Source organism: unidentified bacterial endosymbiont (assembly GCF_918797525.1).
Classification (GTDB): domain Bacteria; phylum Pseudomonadota; class Gammaproteobacteria; order Enterobacterales; family Enterobacteriaceae; genus Enterobacter.
In genome coordinates, this window is record NZ_OU963893.1 from 2,135,350 (window position 1) to 2,151,945 (window position 16,596).

At 55.3% G+C, this 16,596-nt stretch carries 16 protein-coding genes and 1 other annotated feature (1 of these 17 only partly in view); of the genes, 9 read left to right on the forward strand and 7 right to left on the reverse strand.

Annotated elements, in window-relative coordinates; translation table 11 throughout:
- Positions 1-46 (forward strand) — a sequence feature (Phe leader region) (it extends 78 nt beyond the left edge of the window).
- A gap of 40 nt (positions 47-86) precedes the next feature.
- The 4 genes from pheS to btuC all read left to right on the forward strand — a co-directional run bounded on the left by pheS (position 87) and on the right by btuC (position 4,867).
- Positions 87-1,070, forward strand: a complete 984-nt coding sequence (gene pheS / locus NL510_RS10185; protein ID WP_253384230.1) for a phenylalanine--tRNA ligase subunit alpha — start codon at positions 87-89, stop codon at positions 1,068-1,070.
- 15 nt (positions 1,071-1,085) lie between these two features.
- Entirely contained in the window at positions 1,086-3,473 is a 2,388-nt protein-coding gene (gene pheT, locus NL510_RS10190) for a phenylalanine--tRNA ligase subunit beta (protein ID WP_253384232.1), read from the forward strand.
- A 4-nt stretch (positions 3,474-3,477) separates the two neighbouring features.
- Positions 3,478-3,777 carry an integration host factor subunit alpha gene (ihfA, locus tag NL510_RS10195; RefSeq protein ID WP_003857805.1) on the forward strand — a complete coding sequence of 100 codons (300 nt, stop codon included), beginning with the start codon at positions 3,478-3,480 and terminating at the stop codon, positions 3,775-3,777.
- A gap of 103 nt (positions 3,778-3,880) precedes the next feature.
- Positions 3,881-4,867, forward strand: a complete 987-nt coding sequence (btuC, locus tag NL510_RS10200) for a vitamin B12 ABC transporter permease BtuC (RefSeq protein ID WP_253384234.1) — start codon at positions 3,881-3,883, stop codon at positions 4,865-4,867.
- Here btuC and NL510_RS10205 read toward each other — a convergent pair.
- Positions 4,830-5,873: a pentapeptide repeat-containing protein gene (locus tag NL510_RS10205; RefSeq protein WP_253384237.1), complete on the reverse strand. Its 1,044-nt coding sequence runs from the start codon at positions 5,871-5,873 to the stop codon at positions 4,830-4,832. The two genes, btuC and NL510_RS10205, sit on opposite strands and share 38 nt — an antisense overlap.
- A gap of 434 nt (positions 5,874-6,307) precedes the next feature.
- On the opposite strand from NL510_RS10205, the gene NL510_RS10210 reads away from it, so the two are divergent.
- The 5 genes from NL510_RS10210 to selO all read left to right on the forward strand — a co-directional run bounded on the left by NL510_RS10210 (position 6,308) and on the right by selO (position 10,660).
- A complete protein-coding gene (locus tag NL510_RS10210) occupies positions 6,308-6,859 on the forward strand; it encodes a glutathione peroxidase (protein ID WP_253384239.1) in 552 nt (183 codons plus the stop codon).
- Entirely contained in the window at positions 6,859-7,614 is a 756-nt protein-coding gene (gene btuD, locus NL510_RS10215) for a vitamin B12 ABC transporter ATP-binding protein BtuD (RefSeq protein WP_253384241.1), read from the forward strand. The genes NL510_RS10210 and btuD overlap by 1 nt, the downstream gene beginning before the upstream one ends.
- A 74-nt stretch (positions 7,615-7,688) precedes the next feature.
- The gene (locus NL510_RS10220) at positions 7,689-8,153 is read left to right on the forward strand and encodes an NlpC/P60 family protein (protein ID WP_253384243.1); all 465 of its coding nucleotides are present in this window, start codon (positions 7,689-7,691) and stop codon (positions 8,151-8,153) included.
- A gap of 289 nt (positions 8,154-8,442) precedes the next feature.
- Positions 8,443-9,156, forward strand: a complete 714-nt coding sequence (locus NL510_RS10225) for an EAL domain-containing protein (RefSeq protein ID WP_253384245.1) — start codon at positions 8,443-8,445, stop codon at positions 9,154-9,156.
- A gap of 61 nt (positions 9,157-9,217) precedes the next feature.
- Positions 9,218-10,660, forward strand: coding sequence for a protein adenylyltransferase SelO (gene selO, locus NL510_RS10230; protein WP_253384247.1), 1,443 nt, complete (start codon positions 9,218-9,220; stop codon positions 10,658-10,660).
- Here the strand turns inward: selO and NL510_RS10235 are convergent.
- The 6 genes from NL510_RS10235 to hemP all read right to left on the reverse strand — a co-directional run bounded on the left by NL510_RS10235 (position 10,657) and on the right by hemP (position 16,558).
- Complete coding sequence (locus NL510_RS10235; RefSeq protein WP_253384249.1) at positions 10,657-11,436, reverse strand: heme ABC transporter ATP-binding protein; 780 nt, start codon at positions 11,434-11,436, stop codon at positions 10,657-10,659. The genes selO and NL510_RS10235 overlap by 4 nt on opposite strands.
- Positions 11,429-12,421, reverse strand: coding sequence for a FecCD family ABC transporter permease (locus NL510_RS10240; RefSeq protein WP_253384251.1), 993 nt, complete (start codon positions 12,419-12,421; stop codon positions 11,429-11,431). The genes NL510_RS10235 and NL510_RS10240 overlap by 8 nt, the downstream gene beginning before the upstream one ends.
- Positions 12,421-13,242 carry a heme/hemin ABC transporter substrate-binding protein gene (locus NL510_RS10245; protein WP_253384253.1) on the reverse strand — a complete coding sequence of 274 codons (822 nt, stop codon included), beginning with the start codon at positions 13,240-13,242 and terminating at the stop codon, positions 12,421-12,423. The genes NL510_RS10240 and NL510_RS10245 overlap by 1 nt, the downstream gene beginning before the upstream one ends.
- Complete coding sequence (locus tag NL510_RS10250) at positions 13,239-14,267, reverse strand: hemin-degrading factor (RefSeq protein WP_253384255.1); 1,029 nt, start codon at positions 14,265-14,267, stop codon at positions 13,239-13,241. The genes NL510_RS10245 and NL510_RS10250 overlap by 4 nt, the downstream gene beginning before the upstream one ends.
- 44 nt (positions 14,268-14,311) lie before the next feature.
- Entirely contained in the window at positions 14,312-16,297 is a 1,986-nt protein-coding gene (locus NL510_RS10255; protein ID WP_253384257.1) for a TonB-dependent hemoglobin/transferrin/lactoferrin family receptor, read from the reverse strand.
- Positions 16,298-16,369: 72 nt separating this feature from the next.
- A complete protein-coding gene (hemP, locus tag NL510_RS10260; RefSeq protein WP_253384259.1) occupies positions 16,370-16,558 on the reverse strand; it encodes a hemin uptake protein HemP in 189 nt (62 codons plus the stop codon).
- Positions 16,559-16,596 lie beyond the last annotated feature (38 nt).

Consider the following 16,596-nt stretch of genomic DNA (forward strand, 5'->3'; position numbering starts at 1 on the left):
AACGGAAAACAGCGCCAGAAAGCCTCCAGATGGAGGCTTTTTTCGTATCTGCCGCTTGTAAATATCGCTATATAATGAGGAAAGCCATGTCACATCTCGCAGAGCTGGTTGCCAGTGCAACAGCCGCCATTAACCAGGCCTCTGATGTTGCCGCGTTAGACAATGTCCGCGTCGAATATCTGGGTAAGAAAGGGCATTTGACCCTTCAAATGACTACCCTGCGTGAGCTGCCAGCGGAAGAACGCCCGGCAGCGGGTGCGGTGATTAACCAGGCTAAAGAGCAGGTACAGCAGGTGCTGAACGCGCGTAAAGCTGAGCTCGAGAGCGCGGTACTGAACGCCCGTCTGGCAGCCGAAACCATCGATGTTTCTTTGCCGGGACGTCGTATTGAAAACGGTGGTTTGCACCCGGTCACGCGGACTATTGATCGTATTGAAAGTTTCTTCGGTGAGCTCGGCTTTACCGTGGCGACTGGCCCGGAAATCGAGGATGATTACCATAACTTCGATGCCCTGAACATTCCAGGCCATCATCCTGCACGTGCTGACCACGACACTTTCTGGTTCGACGCCACGCGTCTGCTGCGTACTCAGACCTCCGGCGTTCAGATCCGTACCATGAAGGATCAGCACCCGCCAATCCGTATTATCGCCCCGGGCCGCGTGTATCGTAACGATTACGACCAGACGCACACCCCAATGTTCCACCAGATGGAAGGTCTGATTGTTGATAAAAACATCAGTTTTACCAATCTGAAAGGCACGCTGCACGATTTCCTGAACAACTTCTTTGAGGAAGATTTGCAGGTTCGTTTCCGTCCATCCTACTTCCCGTTCACCGAGCCTTCTGCAGAAGTTGACGTAATGGGTAAAAACGGCAAATGGCTGGAAGTGTTGGGCTGTGGCATGGTGCATCCAAATGTGCTGCGCAACGTGGGTATCGATCCGGAAGTGTACTCCGGCTTTGCCTTCGGCATGGGCATGGAACGTCTGACCATGCTGCGCTACGGTGTTACCGATTTGCGTGCATTCTTTGAAAACGATTTGCGTTTCCTCAAACAGTTTAAATAAGGGCAGGACAGAACAATGAAATTCAGTGAACTGTGGTTACGCGAATGGGTGAACACCACGCTGGATAGCGAAGCGCTATCCAATCAGATAACGATGGCGGGTCTGGAAGTTGACGGTGTGGATCCCGTATCCGGTGCATTCACCGGCGTCGTCGTGGGTGACGTGGTGGAGTGCGCCCAGCACCCTAACGCCGACAAACTGCGTGTGACGAAAGTCAACGTAGGCGGCGACCGTCTGTTGGACATCGTTTGCGGCGCGCCAAACTGCCGTCAGGGCCTGAAAGTGGCCGTGGCGACCGTCGGTGCCGTGCTGCCGGGCGATTTCAAAATTAAGGCCGCTAAACTTCGCGGTGAGCCGTCTGAAGGCATGCTGTGTTCGTTCTCCGAGCTGGGTATTTCCGACGATCACAACGGCATCATCGAACTGCCGCAGGATGCGCCTGTCGGCACAGATATCCGTGAATACCTGAAGCTTGATGACAACACCATCGAAATCAGCGTCACGCCAAACCGTGCGGACTGCTTAGGCATTATCGGGGTGGCGCGTGATGTTGCCGTGCTGAACCAGACCGGGCTGAACGTACCGGCGATAGCGCCCGTTGCGGCCACCATCGGCGATACGTTGCCTATCCAGGTCGACGCGCCAGAAGCATGCCCGCGCTATCTTGGCCGCGTTGTGAAAGGCATCAACGTTAATGCGCCAACCCCGTTGTGGATGAAAGAAAAACTGCGTCGCTGCGGTATCCGTTCCATCGACGCGGTGGTTGATGTAACCAACTACGTTCTGCTTGAGCTGGGTCAGCCAATGCATGCCTTCGATAAAGATCGTATCGACGGTGGTATCGTGGTGCGTATGGCGAAAGAGGGTGAAACCCTGGTTCTGCTGGACGGTAGCGAAGCAAAACTGAACGCTGACACGCTGGTCATTGCGGACCATAGCAAAGCGCTGGCGATGGGCGGCATCTTCGGCGGCGAACACTCTGGCGTAAATGATGAAACGCAAAATGTTCTGCTGGAATGTGCGTTCTTCAGCCCGCTCTCTATCACCGGCCGCGCACGACGCCACGGTCTGCACACCGATGCGTCTCACCGCTATGAGCGTGGCGTCGATCCGGCTCTGCAGCATAAAGCCATGGAACGTGCGACTCGCCTGCTGATTGACATCTGCGGCGGTGAAGCCGGCCCGGTCATTGACGTGACTCACGAAGACGCTCTGCCGAAGCGCGCGACCATCCGGCTTCGCCGCAGCAAGCTGGATCGTCTGATTGGCCACCACGTTGCCGATGCGCAGGTTAGCGATATCCTAAAGCGTCTGGGATGCGAAGTAACCGAAGGTCAAGACCAGTGGGAGGCCGTTGCGCCATCCTGGCGTTTTGACATGGAAATCGAAGAAGATCTGGTGGAAGAAGTGGCACGTGTTTACGGCTACAATAACATCCCGGACGAGCCGGTACAGGCAGGTCTGGTGATGGGCACCCACCGTGAAGCTGATCTGTCACTTAAGCGTGTGAAGACCATGCTGAACGACAAAGGCTACCAGGAAGTGATCACCTACAGTTTTGTCGATCCTAAACTGCAGCAACTGATCCACCCAGGTGAAGACGCGCTGATCCTGCCAAGCCCTATCTCCAGCGAAATGTCTGCCATGCGGCTGTCTCTGTGGACCGGTCTGCTGGGCGCTATTGTCTATAACCAAAATCGCCAGCAAAACCGCGTGCGAATTTTCGAAAGTGGTTTGCGCTTTGTACCGGATACTCAGGCTAATTTGGGTATCCGACAGGATCTGATGCTGGCCGGCGCTATCAGCGGTAACCGCTACGAAGAGCATTGGGATCTGGCAAAAGGCACGGTTGATTTCTACGATATGAAGGGCGATCTTGAAGCGATTCTGGATCTGACCGGTAAATTATCTGAAATTGAATTCCGCGCTGAAGCGATCCCAGCCCTGCATCCGGGCCAGAGCGCAGCCATTTATCTGGACGGCAAACGCATTGGTTTCATTGGTGTTGTTCACCCTGAGCTCGAACGCAAGCTGGACCTCAACGGCCGTACCGTGGTGTTTGAGCTGGAGTGGAACCTGGTTGCAGACCGCGTTATTCCTCAGGCGCAGGACGTTTCACGCTTCCCGGCAAACCGCCGTGATATCGCGGTTGTGGTCGCTGAAAATGTGCCAGCAGCAGAAATTTTGGCCGAATGTAAGAAAGTTGGCGTAAATCAGATAGTTGGCGTAAACTTGTTTGACGTGTACCGCGGCAAGGGCGTAGCAGAAGGTTTCAAGAGCCTTGCTATTAGCCTTATCCTCCAGGATACCGGCCGTACACTCGAAGAAGAGGAGATTGCCGCTACCGTCGCCAAATGTGTAGAGGCATTAAAAGAGCGATTCCAGGCATCATTGAGGGATTGAACCTATGGCGCTTACAAAAGCTGAAATGTCTGAATATCTGTTTGATAAGCTTGGGCTTAGCAAACGGGATGCCAAAGAGCTGGTAGAGCTATTTTTCGAAGAGATCCGTCGTGCTCTGGAAAATGGTGAGCAGGTAAAACTCTCCGGTTTTGGCAATTTTGATTTGCGAGACAAAAACCAACGTCCGGGCCGTAACCCGAAGACGGGGGAAGATATTCCCATTACAGCCCGCCGCGTGGTGACCTTCAGACCCGGCCAGAAGTTGAAAAGCCGTGTCGAAAACGCAACGCCTAAAGCAGAGTAATATGAACTAACTAAAAAGGCCGCGAGAGCGGCCTTTTTTCTTTGCGCTGGCCGCTAAACCCACCGTAAAATCAACGGCATCTCACGCTGATAAAACCCTGCTCATGCTTGAATACGCCCATCGACAACTTCAGTCCGACCGACGCCGCCTGCTTATGCTGCTGCTGTTACTCCTTGTTGCCGCGGGGGTCAGCCTGTGTGCGGGTGACCGCTGGCTTGGCCCGGAAAGCTGGTTTGGCCCTCAAGGACAGCTTTTCGTCTGGCAAATTCGCCTGCCGCGTACGCTGGCGGTAATTCTGGTAGGGGCCGCGCTGGCATTATGCGGCACCGTTATGCAGGCGTTGTTTGAAAACCCGCTTGCGGAGCCGGGGCTGCTTGGTGTTTCAAACGGCGCTGGCGTGGGTCTTATTGCGGCGGTTATGCTCGGTGGAGGAGGGCTCTCCAGCCTGGGAATTAGCCTGAGCGCCATTGTCGGTGCGTTGTTTATCACGTTCATTTTATTGCGCTTTGCCAGACGGCATTTATCCACCAGCCGCCTGCTGCTTGCCGGAGTGGCGCTGGGGATCATCTGCAGTGCGCTAATGACCTGGGCGGTCTACTTTTCTACCTCATTTGATCTGCGCCAGTTGATGTACTGGATGATGGGCGGGTTTGGGGGTATCGACTGGCGGCACGGCTGGCTGATGCTGCTTCTGCTCCCGGTCATTCTGTGGACTGGCGTACAGGCTTATCCGCTAAACATGCTCGCGCTGGGCGAAACCTCTGCCCGCCAGTTGGGTTTGCCGATTGGCTTATGGCGCAATGCGCTGGTGATCGCCATCGGCTGGATGGTGGGGGTGAGCGTGGCGCTGGCAGGCGCAATTGGCTTTATCGGGCTGGTTATCCCGCATATGCTGCGCCTGTGTGGTATGACCGACCATCGCTCCCTGCTCCCTGCCTCGGCCGTCGCAGGGGCCGCCACGCTGTTGGTCGCGGATATTATCGCCCGGCTTGCCCTGGCGGCTGCTGAACTGCCTGTTGGCGTGGTAACCGCCACTCTGGGCGCGCCAGTGTTTATCTGGCTGCTGTTAAAGGCTGGTCGTCAAGCGTGACATTGATGAGTGTATTTTTCGCGATCTGGTCCTTCAGCAATCTGCTATCATACAATTGCGAATCATGTACTTCTGTACAATCCAGGTGTGTGTCGCTGAGGTTTACATGCGTTATAGTAGCCTTGTTAACATGTGTACGTGTAAGGTCTGCACCGCACATATTAATGTCATTAAAATGTGCGTTATTTATCTGTGCAAAAGGCAGCCTGGCCGATGTCATATTCACGTCCGTTAATGTGACGTTTTTCATATGCGCCCACTTGAGGTTAGCCTTGGTCAGGTTCGAATTAATTATCTTTACATTGGTTAATGTTGCGCCCCAGAGAGCGGCATTGCTCAAATCAGACTCAGACAACGTCACATTGACGAGGTTTGCGCTTTTCAGATTTGCCTCTCTGAGTTTAGCGCGGCTGAAATCAACATTCGTTAATGTGGCTGATTCCAGATTTGCATTGGTCAAATCTGTATCAGTTAAATTGGTAGCATTTAATTTTGTACATGTCAGCATGGAATTCTGAAGATTCAGTCCGCTAAGGTTGGCATTTCCAAGGTCGGTAAAGCGCAAATCCAGGCACCTCTCACCCCAATCACCATTGGTGGTCTTAAAGTGAATATCAAGCTCAGGATTTAATGCTTTAATTTCACTGAACGCCTGAGCGGCAGTAACATATTCCTGAACGCTACCCCCTTCCGAGGAATGAATGTCGTTAAGTAATAGCTGACCCTCCCGGCTGACAGTGATGGCGCATTGAGACTCTTTCCCTTCGTCTATCCTGATATCGTAATCCTGATACCTGAATTCAATTGGCAGCGCTTGTTCAGACGTCTGACTGGCTTTCCCGATAGCGATTGCCAGAGAATCTTGTTGAGAGCTAAAAGGAGAAAAAAATTCAGAAAGCTCGCTTTGGAGCTTATTTGCATCGCTACTGAGCTCACTGGCATCATCTATTTTTTCAATATTAGTAGAATATGGCTTTGTGACGTTATTGACTGGAAGTGCTTTCATTTTTTTCCCTGAAAATTAGGTGCTGATGGTATCCGTTTTAAAACGCATAGACGTCCACTGAGGGAAAATACGCTTTTTACGTCATCCGGTTTTGTTGATTTTCCAAAACCTCTATCAGTGTATTATTCTGCGTTAAGGCGCTGATTTTAATAGTTTAAAATGCGCATGGAAGTCCATTAGTGTTCCGCCAGCCAGGAAAATGGCATTGTGGCAGTGAAATCATTCTCGTTTATGGTGTGCGAACGAATAACGCTCGCGATCTCTTCTCCGTGTCACAGGCCAGCAAAAGCTCTGAGAGTTAGCGGGTTATCAGGATAATTTATCTTAATGATATTATTATGGTTTTGTAATTGTGATGGATTTACAATTGAATCTTACTACTATTAAAAGCCAAACATCAAACCACGACCGATAAAACAACCTGAGGGAAGATTATGCAGTCAGATATTCTGAACACCGAAGTGACCACCATTGATGGCGAGAAAACCACGCTGGAAGGCTATACAGGCAAAGTATTGCTGTTAGTCAATGTGGCGTCTAAATGTGGCCTGACGCCGCAGTACGAGCAACTGGAGAATATTCATAAAGCCTGGGAGAAAGACGGGTTTACAGTCCTCGGCTTCCCGTGCAACCAGTTCCTGGGCCAGGAGCCGGGCAGCGAAGAAGAGATCAAAACCTTCTGCAGCACGACCTATGGCATAACCTTCCCGCTCTTTAGCAAAATTGATGTCAACGGTGAACATCGCCACCCGCTGTATGCGAAACTGATTGCCGCCGCGCCGACAGCCGTCGCCCCAGAGGAGAGTGGTTTCTTCGCACGTATGGCGAGCAAGGGGCGGGCGCCGCTCTATCCGGACGACATTTTGTGGAATTTCGAAAAATTCCTGATTGGCCGTGATGGTCAGGTTGTGCAACGTTTTTCTCCGGATATGACCCCTGAAGACCCAATCGTTATGGAGTCTATTAAGCTGGCGCTGGCGAAATAATGACAGTGTTGATGCAGCTCGCGGACGTCGCCGTGAAGGGACGCCTTACGCCCGTAACGGCCGCCGTCAATGGCGGCGAAATAGTGCATCTGGTTGGGCCGAACGGGGCAGGTAAGAGTACGCTATTGGCGCGTATGGCAGGGCTGACCGCAGGGCCGGGCGAGATCAGGTTGCTGGAGCACGCCATGGACGACTGGTCGGCCTCATCGCTGGCGCATCGGCGCAGCTATCTGGTTCAGCAGCAGGTTCCACCGTTTGCCATGCCCGTCTGGCACTATCTGCTGCTACATCTGCATGATAAACAGCGTACGGCGCTGCTCACTGACGTGGCGACGGCTTTAGGGCTGGGCAATAAACTCTCCCGTCCCGCCAGCCAGCTCTCTGGCGGGGAGTGGCAGCGCGTGCGTCTGGCGGCAGTGATCCTGCAGATCCATCCGGCAGGCAACTCCCAGGGACGTATGCTCATACTCGATGAACCGATGAGCGGTCTGGATGTGGCCCAGCAGGCCGCGCTGGATGCCTTGTTAAGTGAACTTACCCGACAGGGTATCGCCGTGGTCATGAGCAGCCATGACCTCAACCACACGCTACGCCACGCCCATAAAGTATGGCTCCTGGCTGGCGGAAAAATGATTGCCAGCGGCGCGCGTGACAGGGTTTTGACGCCGCCAAACCTGGCCCGCGCGTATAATATGTCGTTTCGCCAGCTCGATATCGAGGGGCATAAAATGCTGATTTCCACCGCTCAGACCTAACCGTTTCTTGCCTGTTTGCACATTTGCACGCTAAATTACGAAAACTATAAATAAAGCAGAGGATTCGTCTGGAAATGCGATTCTGTTTTCTCCTGGTGGCCGCGTTATTTCTTGCAGGATGCAGCAGCCACCGTGCCCCGCCGCCTGATGCGCGGCTTTCAGATTCAATCACGGTCATTGCCAGCCTGAACGATCAGCTGAGCACCTGGCGTGGCACGCCTTACCACTACGGTGGGATGAGCCGCCGTGGTGTGGATTGTTCCGGCTTTGTCCTGATGACCTTCCGCGATAAGTTTGATTTACAGCTCCCGCGTGAAACACGCAAACAGGCTGAGATAGGGACTGAAATCGATAAAGATGAATTATTGCCCGGCGATCTGGTCTTTTTCAAAACCGGATCCGGGGAGAGTGGTCTACACGTGGGCATTTATGACACCGATAACCAGTTTATTCACGCCTCGACCAGCCGTGGCGTGATGCGCTCTTCGCTGGATAATGTGTACTGGCGTAAAAATTTCTGGCAGGCGCGCCGCATTTAGGGCCTTCAAACACATCGCTTATGTGGCACAGGGACAATTACGCCATGCCGTTTTAAAATTAAGATGATTAAAGTTAAATTTCTGACGAATTAGATCCGTCTGTATGTGTCTGTTTTATCTAAAACTGGCTATTAATCATCAACCAGGATAAGATTAATTAGGATTCAGGGATAAATCTGAAAGTTAATACGGAACGAATGAAATTAATCTTATTAAAATCAAGACTGTGGAATTGTGTCAGCAATTGCTCCAGGATGTCCTCTCTCATCTTTAATGCGGGGCGAGTGCAATGATTATTACGCTAGATAATGCCTACCAGTCTGAATTTTTGCTCCAGCCTGCGCGAAATAGCGCCGGTGAGCTAAAAGGTTTAGAGCTGTCGGTTAACTTTACTGGCGTTGGGTCCGACGTGAGGATCCCGACCGATCTGGTTATCCCGCGCCTGACACCTGCAGAAGAACTTTTACTCTTTCATGAGAAATTGCAATTGCTCGACACCTGCAAATTGTTCTTTATTCAGCACCAGCTCATTGCGTGGATCAATATCACCCCCGTTATTACTGAGTATTTATTAACGAAAGGGAACGCTGTTTCATTACTGGAGCGTTATCCCTTCGTGGAGTTAACCGTTAATGAGAGTTATCCTGGTTTAAATAATGGAAAAGACGATCTGCATTTGGCGAGAATGGCAATCCATTTTCCATTAGTATTAGCCAATGCTGGGGCGGGCGGAGCTTCGCTCAAAGCCGTTTATGATGGTTTGTTTAAACGCGTAATACTGGACAAAGGTTTTATCCAGCAGCGTGCCTGCGAACTCTCTTTTGAGCCATTTTTGCGCGCCATTCTTTGGCAAATTTCCCCGCATTGCCAGTCAGTCATTGTCTCCGGGATAGACGACCACGGCCTGTTACAGCGCGTGATACCCTTTAACGTTGGCGCCATGCAGGGGGCGCTGTGGCCAGCCGTCCCTGCAGAACACGTCACCACTCTGGTTCAGGGATAACCCTTGCTTTCGCCCGTGTTTAAGTTTAGCTAAACCCTCTACACTAAAAGCAGGAGGACATATGACCCTGTCTTTTACTGCACATTGGCATGACGAGTTGCCCGGCTTTTATTCCGCCCTTAAGCCCACACCGTTGCAAAATACCCGTCTTATCTGGCACAACGCATCGCTGGCAGATGAACTGGCGATCCCTCCTGACCTGTTCCACCCCTCTGAGGGGGCGGGCGTCTGGGGCGGCGAAACGCTTCTTGAAGGCATGAAGCCCCTGGCTCAGGTCTACAGTGGACACCAGTTTGGCGTCTGGGCGGGACAGTTGGGTGACGGGAGAGGGATCCTGCTTGGCGAACAACAGCTATCCAACGGCGAAACGGTAGACTGGCATCTGAAAGGGGCGGGCCTGACGCCCTATTCACGCATGGGCGATGGTCGTGCGGTACTGCGTTCAACCCTGCGTGAATGCCTGGCCTCGGAAGCCATGCATGCGCTGGGTATCCCCACCACGCGGGCGCTGTCTATTGTCACCAGCGACACCCCGGTGGCCCGGGAAACCATCGAGAAGGGGGCGATGCTGATGCGTATTGCGCAAAGCCACCTTCGTTTTGGCCATTTTGAGCACTTTTACTATCGTCGGCAGCCGGAAAACGTTCGCCTGCTTGCCGATTACGCCATACGCCGTCACTGGCCGCACCTGCAGCATGAGGCGGATAAATATCGCCTCTGGTTCGGCGATATTGTCGCCCGTACCGCGGCGACGATCGCCCGCTGGCAGACCGTAGGTTTTGCGCATGGGGTGATGAATACGGACAACATGTCTATTCTGGGGCTGACTTTCGATTATGGCCCGTACGGCTTCCTGGATGATTACCAGCCGGGTTATATCTGCAACCATTCGGATTACCAGGGACGCTACCGTTTTGACAACCAACCCGCCGTCGGGTTGTGGAACCTGCAGCGTCTGGCGCAAAGCCTGTCGCCATTCATTGACGTTGACGGCCTGAATGATGCGCTGGACGATTACCAGACGGTCTTGCTGCGAGAGTATGGTGCGCTGATGCGTAACAAGCTTGGACTCTTCACCCAGGAGAAAGGCGATAATGAACTTCTCAACGCCTTGTTCGCGCTGATGGCGCATGAAGGAAGCGATTATACGCGCACCCTCAGGATACTCAGCCAGACGGAGCAGCAGAGTAGTGCGTCACCGCTGCGGGATGCGTTTATTGACAGACAGGGCTTTGATGACTGGTTCGCGGTTTATCGTACGCGGTTGCAGCATGAACAGGTTGATGATGTCACCCGTCAGGCCCACATGAAAGCGGCAAACCCGGCAATGGTGCTGCGTAACTGGCTGGCCCAGCGAGCGATTGAACAGGCAGAGCAGGGGGAATACGCCGAGTTACACCGTCTGTACGCGGCGTTGCGCACCCCCTTTGCCGACCGGGAGGATGATTACGTCAGCCGCCCACCGGACTGGGGCAAACGGCTGGAAGTGAGCTGCTCCAGCTAAGGCGCAAGAAACACCTGAGGTGCGGCGTGAGCCGGATGCCTGCCGACATGAACTTGCGCGCCATACCAGTGCGCCAGCGTATCGGCCTGCAAAACGGCTTCCGGCGTACCCCGGGAGACTATCTTGCCGTTATGCAATAACATTATCCGCTCCGCCCACAGCGCCGCCAGGTTGAGATCGTGCAGCACCACGCAGACATGAAGCTGTCCTTGAGCGGTCAACGATTTCAGCAGGCGCAGCACATGCTGCTGGTGGTAGAGATCCAGCGCCGAGGTTGGTTCATCAAGAAACAGCCAGCCGCGCGGCGCGCCTTCAGACCACAGCTGCGCCAGCGCGCGGGCAAGCTGAACCCGCTGTTGTTCCCCGCCCGACAGCGCCGCAAACTGTCGTCCTGCAAGCGCTAAACAGCCGGTGAGATGCATCACCTCCTTAACCACCGCCGTTTCCGGGGTGCGCGTCCAGGGGGCTCGCCCCATCCCGATAACCGCCTCCACCGGCCAGTCAAAACCGAGCTGCGCGCTCTGGCGCATGACAGCCCGGCGACGCGAGAGCCTCTGCGGATCCCATGCGTCGAGAGGTTTACCCGCCAGAATGCAGCACCCGCTTGCCGGTTTGAGATAGCCCGTCAGTAGCCGTAATAATGTCGATTTCCCGGCACCGTTGGGGCCAATCAAGGCCACCAGTTCTCCCTGCGATAATGACAGGGAAACATCGTTGATAAGCGTGCGTTGTCCTGCCTGAAAAACGATATTTTCCGCACAGTAGCGTTCAGCCATGCTGCCCTCCAGGGCGAAAGATCAACCACAGGAACCAGGGCGCACCGAGAATGCTGGTTAACAAGCCTACCGGCATTTCTGCCGGAGCGACCAGCGTGCGCGCCAGCGTGTCGGCCACCAGCAGTAACGACGCGCCTGTTAGAACCGAACCCGGGATCACGGCCCGGTGATCGGCACCCAACCACATACGTACCAGATGCGGCACCACAAGGCCGACAAAGCCGATAACGCCGCTGACGGCCACCGCCGCGGCGACCAGCAACGCGCTGCACAACAGCAGAATTCGCTGCACAACCGCAACATCAACCCCGAGATAGTGCGCCTCCTCATCACCCAACTGCAGCAAATTGAGCGCGCTGGCCAACCGCCAGATGAGCAGTACGCTGGGCGCCATCAACGAGGTGACGGCTAACAGCGTAGACCACTGCGCCTGGCCCAGGCTGCCCATCCCCCACAGCGAAAGCTGACGCAGTTGCGCATCATTACTGAGCCACGAGAGCATGCCAACCGCGGCGCCACATAAGGCGTTGATGGCGATACCCACCAGCAACAGGCGCGACAGAGAACTGTCACGCTGCTGGCTGAGTATAAAAATGGCGAATGTGGCAACCAGCGCGCCAATAAACGCGGCAAGCATCGGGGCGTAGAGCATCACCAGCGCGGGCAGTGAAAGCGGGATAACCACCCACAGCGCGACGGCCAGCGCCGCGCCGCTGCTGATCCCGAGCAATCCCGGGTCGGCCAGCGGATTACGAAACAGTCCCTGCATCACGCAACCTGCTAAAGCCAGTGACCCGCCGATAACCAGCGCCAACAGCACCCGCGGCAAACGAATAGTGAGCCAGATTTGACGAAGCGCCGCATCCGTGCCATCCCATAGCAGGCTGACCGGCAGGCGCAACGCGCCAAAACCGGTAGCCGTTAACGTCATCACGGTGAGCAGAGCGGACAGCATCCACAGAGAAAGACGGGTACGTTGAGCCATCAGGGCAGTTGCTCCGCTTTGGCGCGTAGCTGCTGAATAGCTTCTGGCGTACGCACGCTAAAGCCCAGCAGCGCCATATCGTCTATCGCCAGCATCTGCTTGTGGCGACCCGCTGGCGTTTGCGCCAGACCGGGCAGCGACCACAGATTCTCTTCTCCGCCCAGCGCCGTTACGCCGTCCTGGGCTATTACCACCAGATCGGGCTGGCTGGCAATCACGCCTTCCTGCGACAGCGGCTGATAGCGGATAAATCCCTGCATTGCATTCTGCAGCCCGGCTGCACGAATGGCGGCATCTGCCCCCGTCTGTTGTCCGGCAGCCATGGCGGTCATCCCGCCGTGATTGAGGATAAACAGTACTCGCTTATTGAGCGGCGTCGAGGGGAGCGTTGCAAGTGCCTCACGCAGCGTCTGGCGGAGGGCTTCACCCTGCGACTGCTGGTGGATAGCTTCGGCAATCACCCGGATCTTTTCGTCAATCACGCTCAGATCGTGGCTGCCGGGAACGGTGACGACGTTGACATGGCTTTGCTCGACCTGTTTTAACGCCAGGGTCGGTTGTGCCTGGGCGCTCGCCAGCACCAGCGTCGGGCGAACGGATAAAATCCCTTCCGCGCTGAGCTGGCGCAAATATCCCACATCCGGCAGGTCGTTCGCCGCCGGCGGCCACTGGCTGGTACTGTCGCGCGCCACCAGCGAGCCCTGGGCGCCAAGGGCATAGACAATCTCGGTCACGTCACCGCCGAGGGTGATAATTTTCTCCTGCGCGGAGGCAAAGGCCAGCAGAGGCAGAGCGCTGAGCAGGACAACCCATTTTTTCATGCCGCCAGCCCTTTTGGCGTCAGGGCATCAATCTGGCTGCGCCACTGGCTCTGCTCCGGTTCACCTTCAGTACGCTGTCCGTACAGCTGGGCGATTTGCGTGCCGTCGGCGGCAAACAGCTCCAGGCTGGTAACGTGACCGTCGGCGGTTGGCTTACGCGTCACCCAGGTTTCGGCAATCGTCTCTTCCAGCAGATGCAGCGTAAACGTCGGGTTGAAGATGTTGAGCCAGCCCTTCATCGGCGCCAGTTTCTTCACTGCGCCGGTGAAAATCTGCACGCAGCCACGGTTGCCCACAAAAACCATGATCTCGTTGCCATCCCGGCGCGCGGTTTCCAGCAGTTGTTTCAGCGCGCTGTTTTCAACCTTGCAGGCAAGATCGTCGCCGACCAGACGAAACGCCTGCTGGCGGCTCAGATTATGACGTTTAAGCAGGCCAAAGAACTGATGCACGTCGGTCATGGCGCGCCACTCTTTATCGACCAGCGAGCCGTCGACGTTTTCAGCATGAGAGGGCGTGTCCGCAGCCTTCAGCGCCAGCGGTGGGTTATCGGCTAAGAGAAAGCGGGTCAGCACCTCGCCCCAGGCAGAGACGTCGGTGTTATCTGTGGTGTAAACCTTCAGCAGGGCATCACCCTGGTGGTCAAAGAACTGAATACTTTGACGCGCGCCGCGCGCGGTCGTTTCGCTGAGATGGAAAACGCTGGCCCACTGGTTCAGGAACAGGCGTAGATCCAGCCCCCGCGGGTTCAACACCAGCCCGGCGTGACCGTTAAGGTGCTGATGGGTAAAGGTGCCAACCTGTTCGTGAACCGCGTATTCATTGCGGCAGATGCATTTGGTTTCACCCACGGCTTCCAGGGCGCCTAAAATCGCGCGGATGTCGCCTTGCAGTCGCCACGCATCGTGGCCGACGCGCGCGAAGGTCAGTTCTGCTTCGCTGATGTTCATCAGGCCAGCGATGTCACGCGCATACTTCCCCGGGTGGTGTTCTTTTAGTTCAAGCCAGCGTGTGTAGTGATTCATAATCTCATCCTTTTGAATATGCCCCGGCAAAGCGGGGCGAGGGGTTACCACTGATAACTCACAAAAATCTTACCGTTACGCCCATCCTGCGGGATGCCCTGCGGTGACCAGTACTCTTTATCAAAGGCGTTACCCAGCACCAGGGTGGTGGTGACGCCTTTAAGCTGCTGCTGGCCCTTATAGCTGACGTAAAAGTCATTAACCGCATAGCCGGGCTGTTTGCTGTAGCTGCTGCTGATATGGGTGGAGCGATCGACAAACGTGCCTATCCAGCCCACGGAGAAGCCGCTTTGCGCCACCGGGATATCGAGCTTGCTGGAAACGGTGTCCGGGTTAATGCTGGAGATATATTCCCCTGTAGCAGTATCCTTACCACGTGTGCGGTTATAGGCCACATCCAGACTGAAAAGAGTAGCAGAGTATTTCGCCATCGCATCCCAGCCCCAGATTTTGGCATCAGGAACGTTATAGGACATGGTGGTCGCCGCAGCAAAATCGACGGTGGTGGAGATGTAATCTTTCGCTTTGGTATCAAAGTAGCTGGCTTTGAACTCCAGCGCATCGTTGGCGAGAATCAGATCGTCAACGCGAAGCCCGAAACCGTACTCCTGGGTTTCGTTAGTTTCCGGGCGCAGGTTCGGGTTCGGCACCCAGTAGTTGGTGTAGAAGTTGCCGATGGAGAAGTGTTTAGCATCGTTATACATCTCGCCCATCGTCGGCGCGCGGAAGGCCTGAGCGTAAGAGCCAAACAGCATCAGCCAGTCAGTCGGGCTGACGGTTAACCCCGCGCGGGATGACCACCTGTCGGCGTTAACATCGTCGTAACCGCTGCTGCTGCCGCGATAATTATCGTAGCGGGTGCCGCCGAGGATCGTCACCGGCAGGTCGCGCAGGGTGATTTCATCCTGCAGCCAGCCGGAGCTGAAATCGATTTTTGCATCCGGGAAGCCGGTGGTTGCCCCGCTCGGGCTTTGCTCCTGACGAGAGTATTCTCCGCCGTAGGTCAGCAAGTGTGATGCGAAGGCGTCGCTGAAGAGGTGAGAGCGGTTTTCCACTTTACCGCCCTGGGTGGTCTGCTTGCGAAATTCGCCGCTGCCGTCGATATTCTGGGCATTGATACGCGCCTCAGACCAGTAGACCTTAAGGTCGGCATTAAGCCACTCGTTACCCGCCGGGTCGATTGTATAGCCAAGCTGAGCATCGCGCTGGATGGTGGAGCGGTCGGTCATTGGGTTGCTGCTGTTATCCGCTGCAGGGGTTTGCGGGTTTTTCGGCTCCCGGGCAGCGTTGTTATAGTAGCGAAGGGAGCCGCTCAGCGTCTGGGCCGGGTCGAACTTCCAACTGCCTTTCGCCAGCATATTGCTGATGGATTCGTCGTTAGGCGCCGTTGCGCCATCGCTCTGGCGGAGATCTCCGCGATCGCGACTGGACCAGGAGAGCAGGCCGTCCAGGGTGTCGGTGCGGCCATAGGCGCTGGCGCCCATACCCATACTGCGATCGCCCGTCGCGCCCGTACCGAATACGCGGTAGCCGCTGTTTTTTCCCGGCTCAAGCATGTCTTTTGCGTCGACGGTGTCGTACGAAATTACGCCACCGAGCGCGCCGCTGCCGTATAGCAGGGCGGAGGGGCCACGGACCACTTCGATGCGTTTGATTAACGCGGGGTCCACGAAGGTGCTGTTCAGGTGACCGGTGTCGGTACCTTGACGCACGCCGTCAACCAGCACCAGCACGCCACGGCGGTCGTAGCCGCGCAGGTTAACGTCCTGTCCATTGGTACGCCCTGTACCGTCCAGCGTCAGGCCAGGGACGTTTCGCAGCAGATCGGCACCCGTACTGGCAGTCTGGTTTTCCGCTGCGGTGGTATCAATCACGCTCACCATCATCGGGGCTTCAAAGGTACTGCGGGCATTGCCGGTAGCGGTCACGGTAATATCATCTGCCCCGGCAAAGGCGACGCCCGGCAAGGAACTGACAATCGCCAGCGCCAGTAATGACGGGCGTAAAGGCGCGGAATGCAGGTGTGGCATAGCAACTCTCCATTTAGAATCGAAAGCGCTGGCTGCCTGGGGGTCACCTGGGTGGCTGGCGTACTGTTTTGTTTATTTAGTGAGGATCAGTTTTCCGGCATGCGTCTGGCGCAGTAAATAGTGCTGGCCGTCATGCTCGATAATGACCCGCCCTTCATCACCCAGCAGACTTTTGCTGTCGATTCGGCGATCGTTGGGGGCGGGGAAAGGCGCTGTATGTATTTTTGCTGGCGTAGCCGCGCGGTTGTCCGTAGGTGACATAATGTATATAAATAACAATCAATGTAACAATGATAATC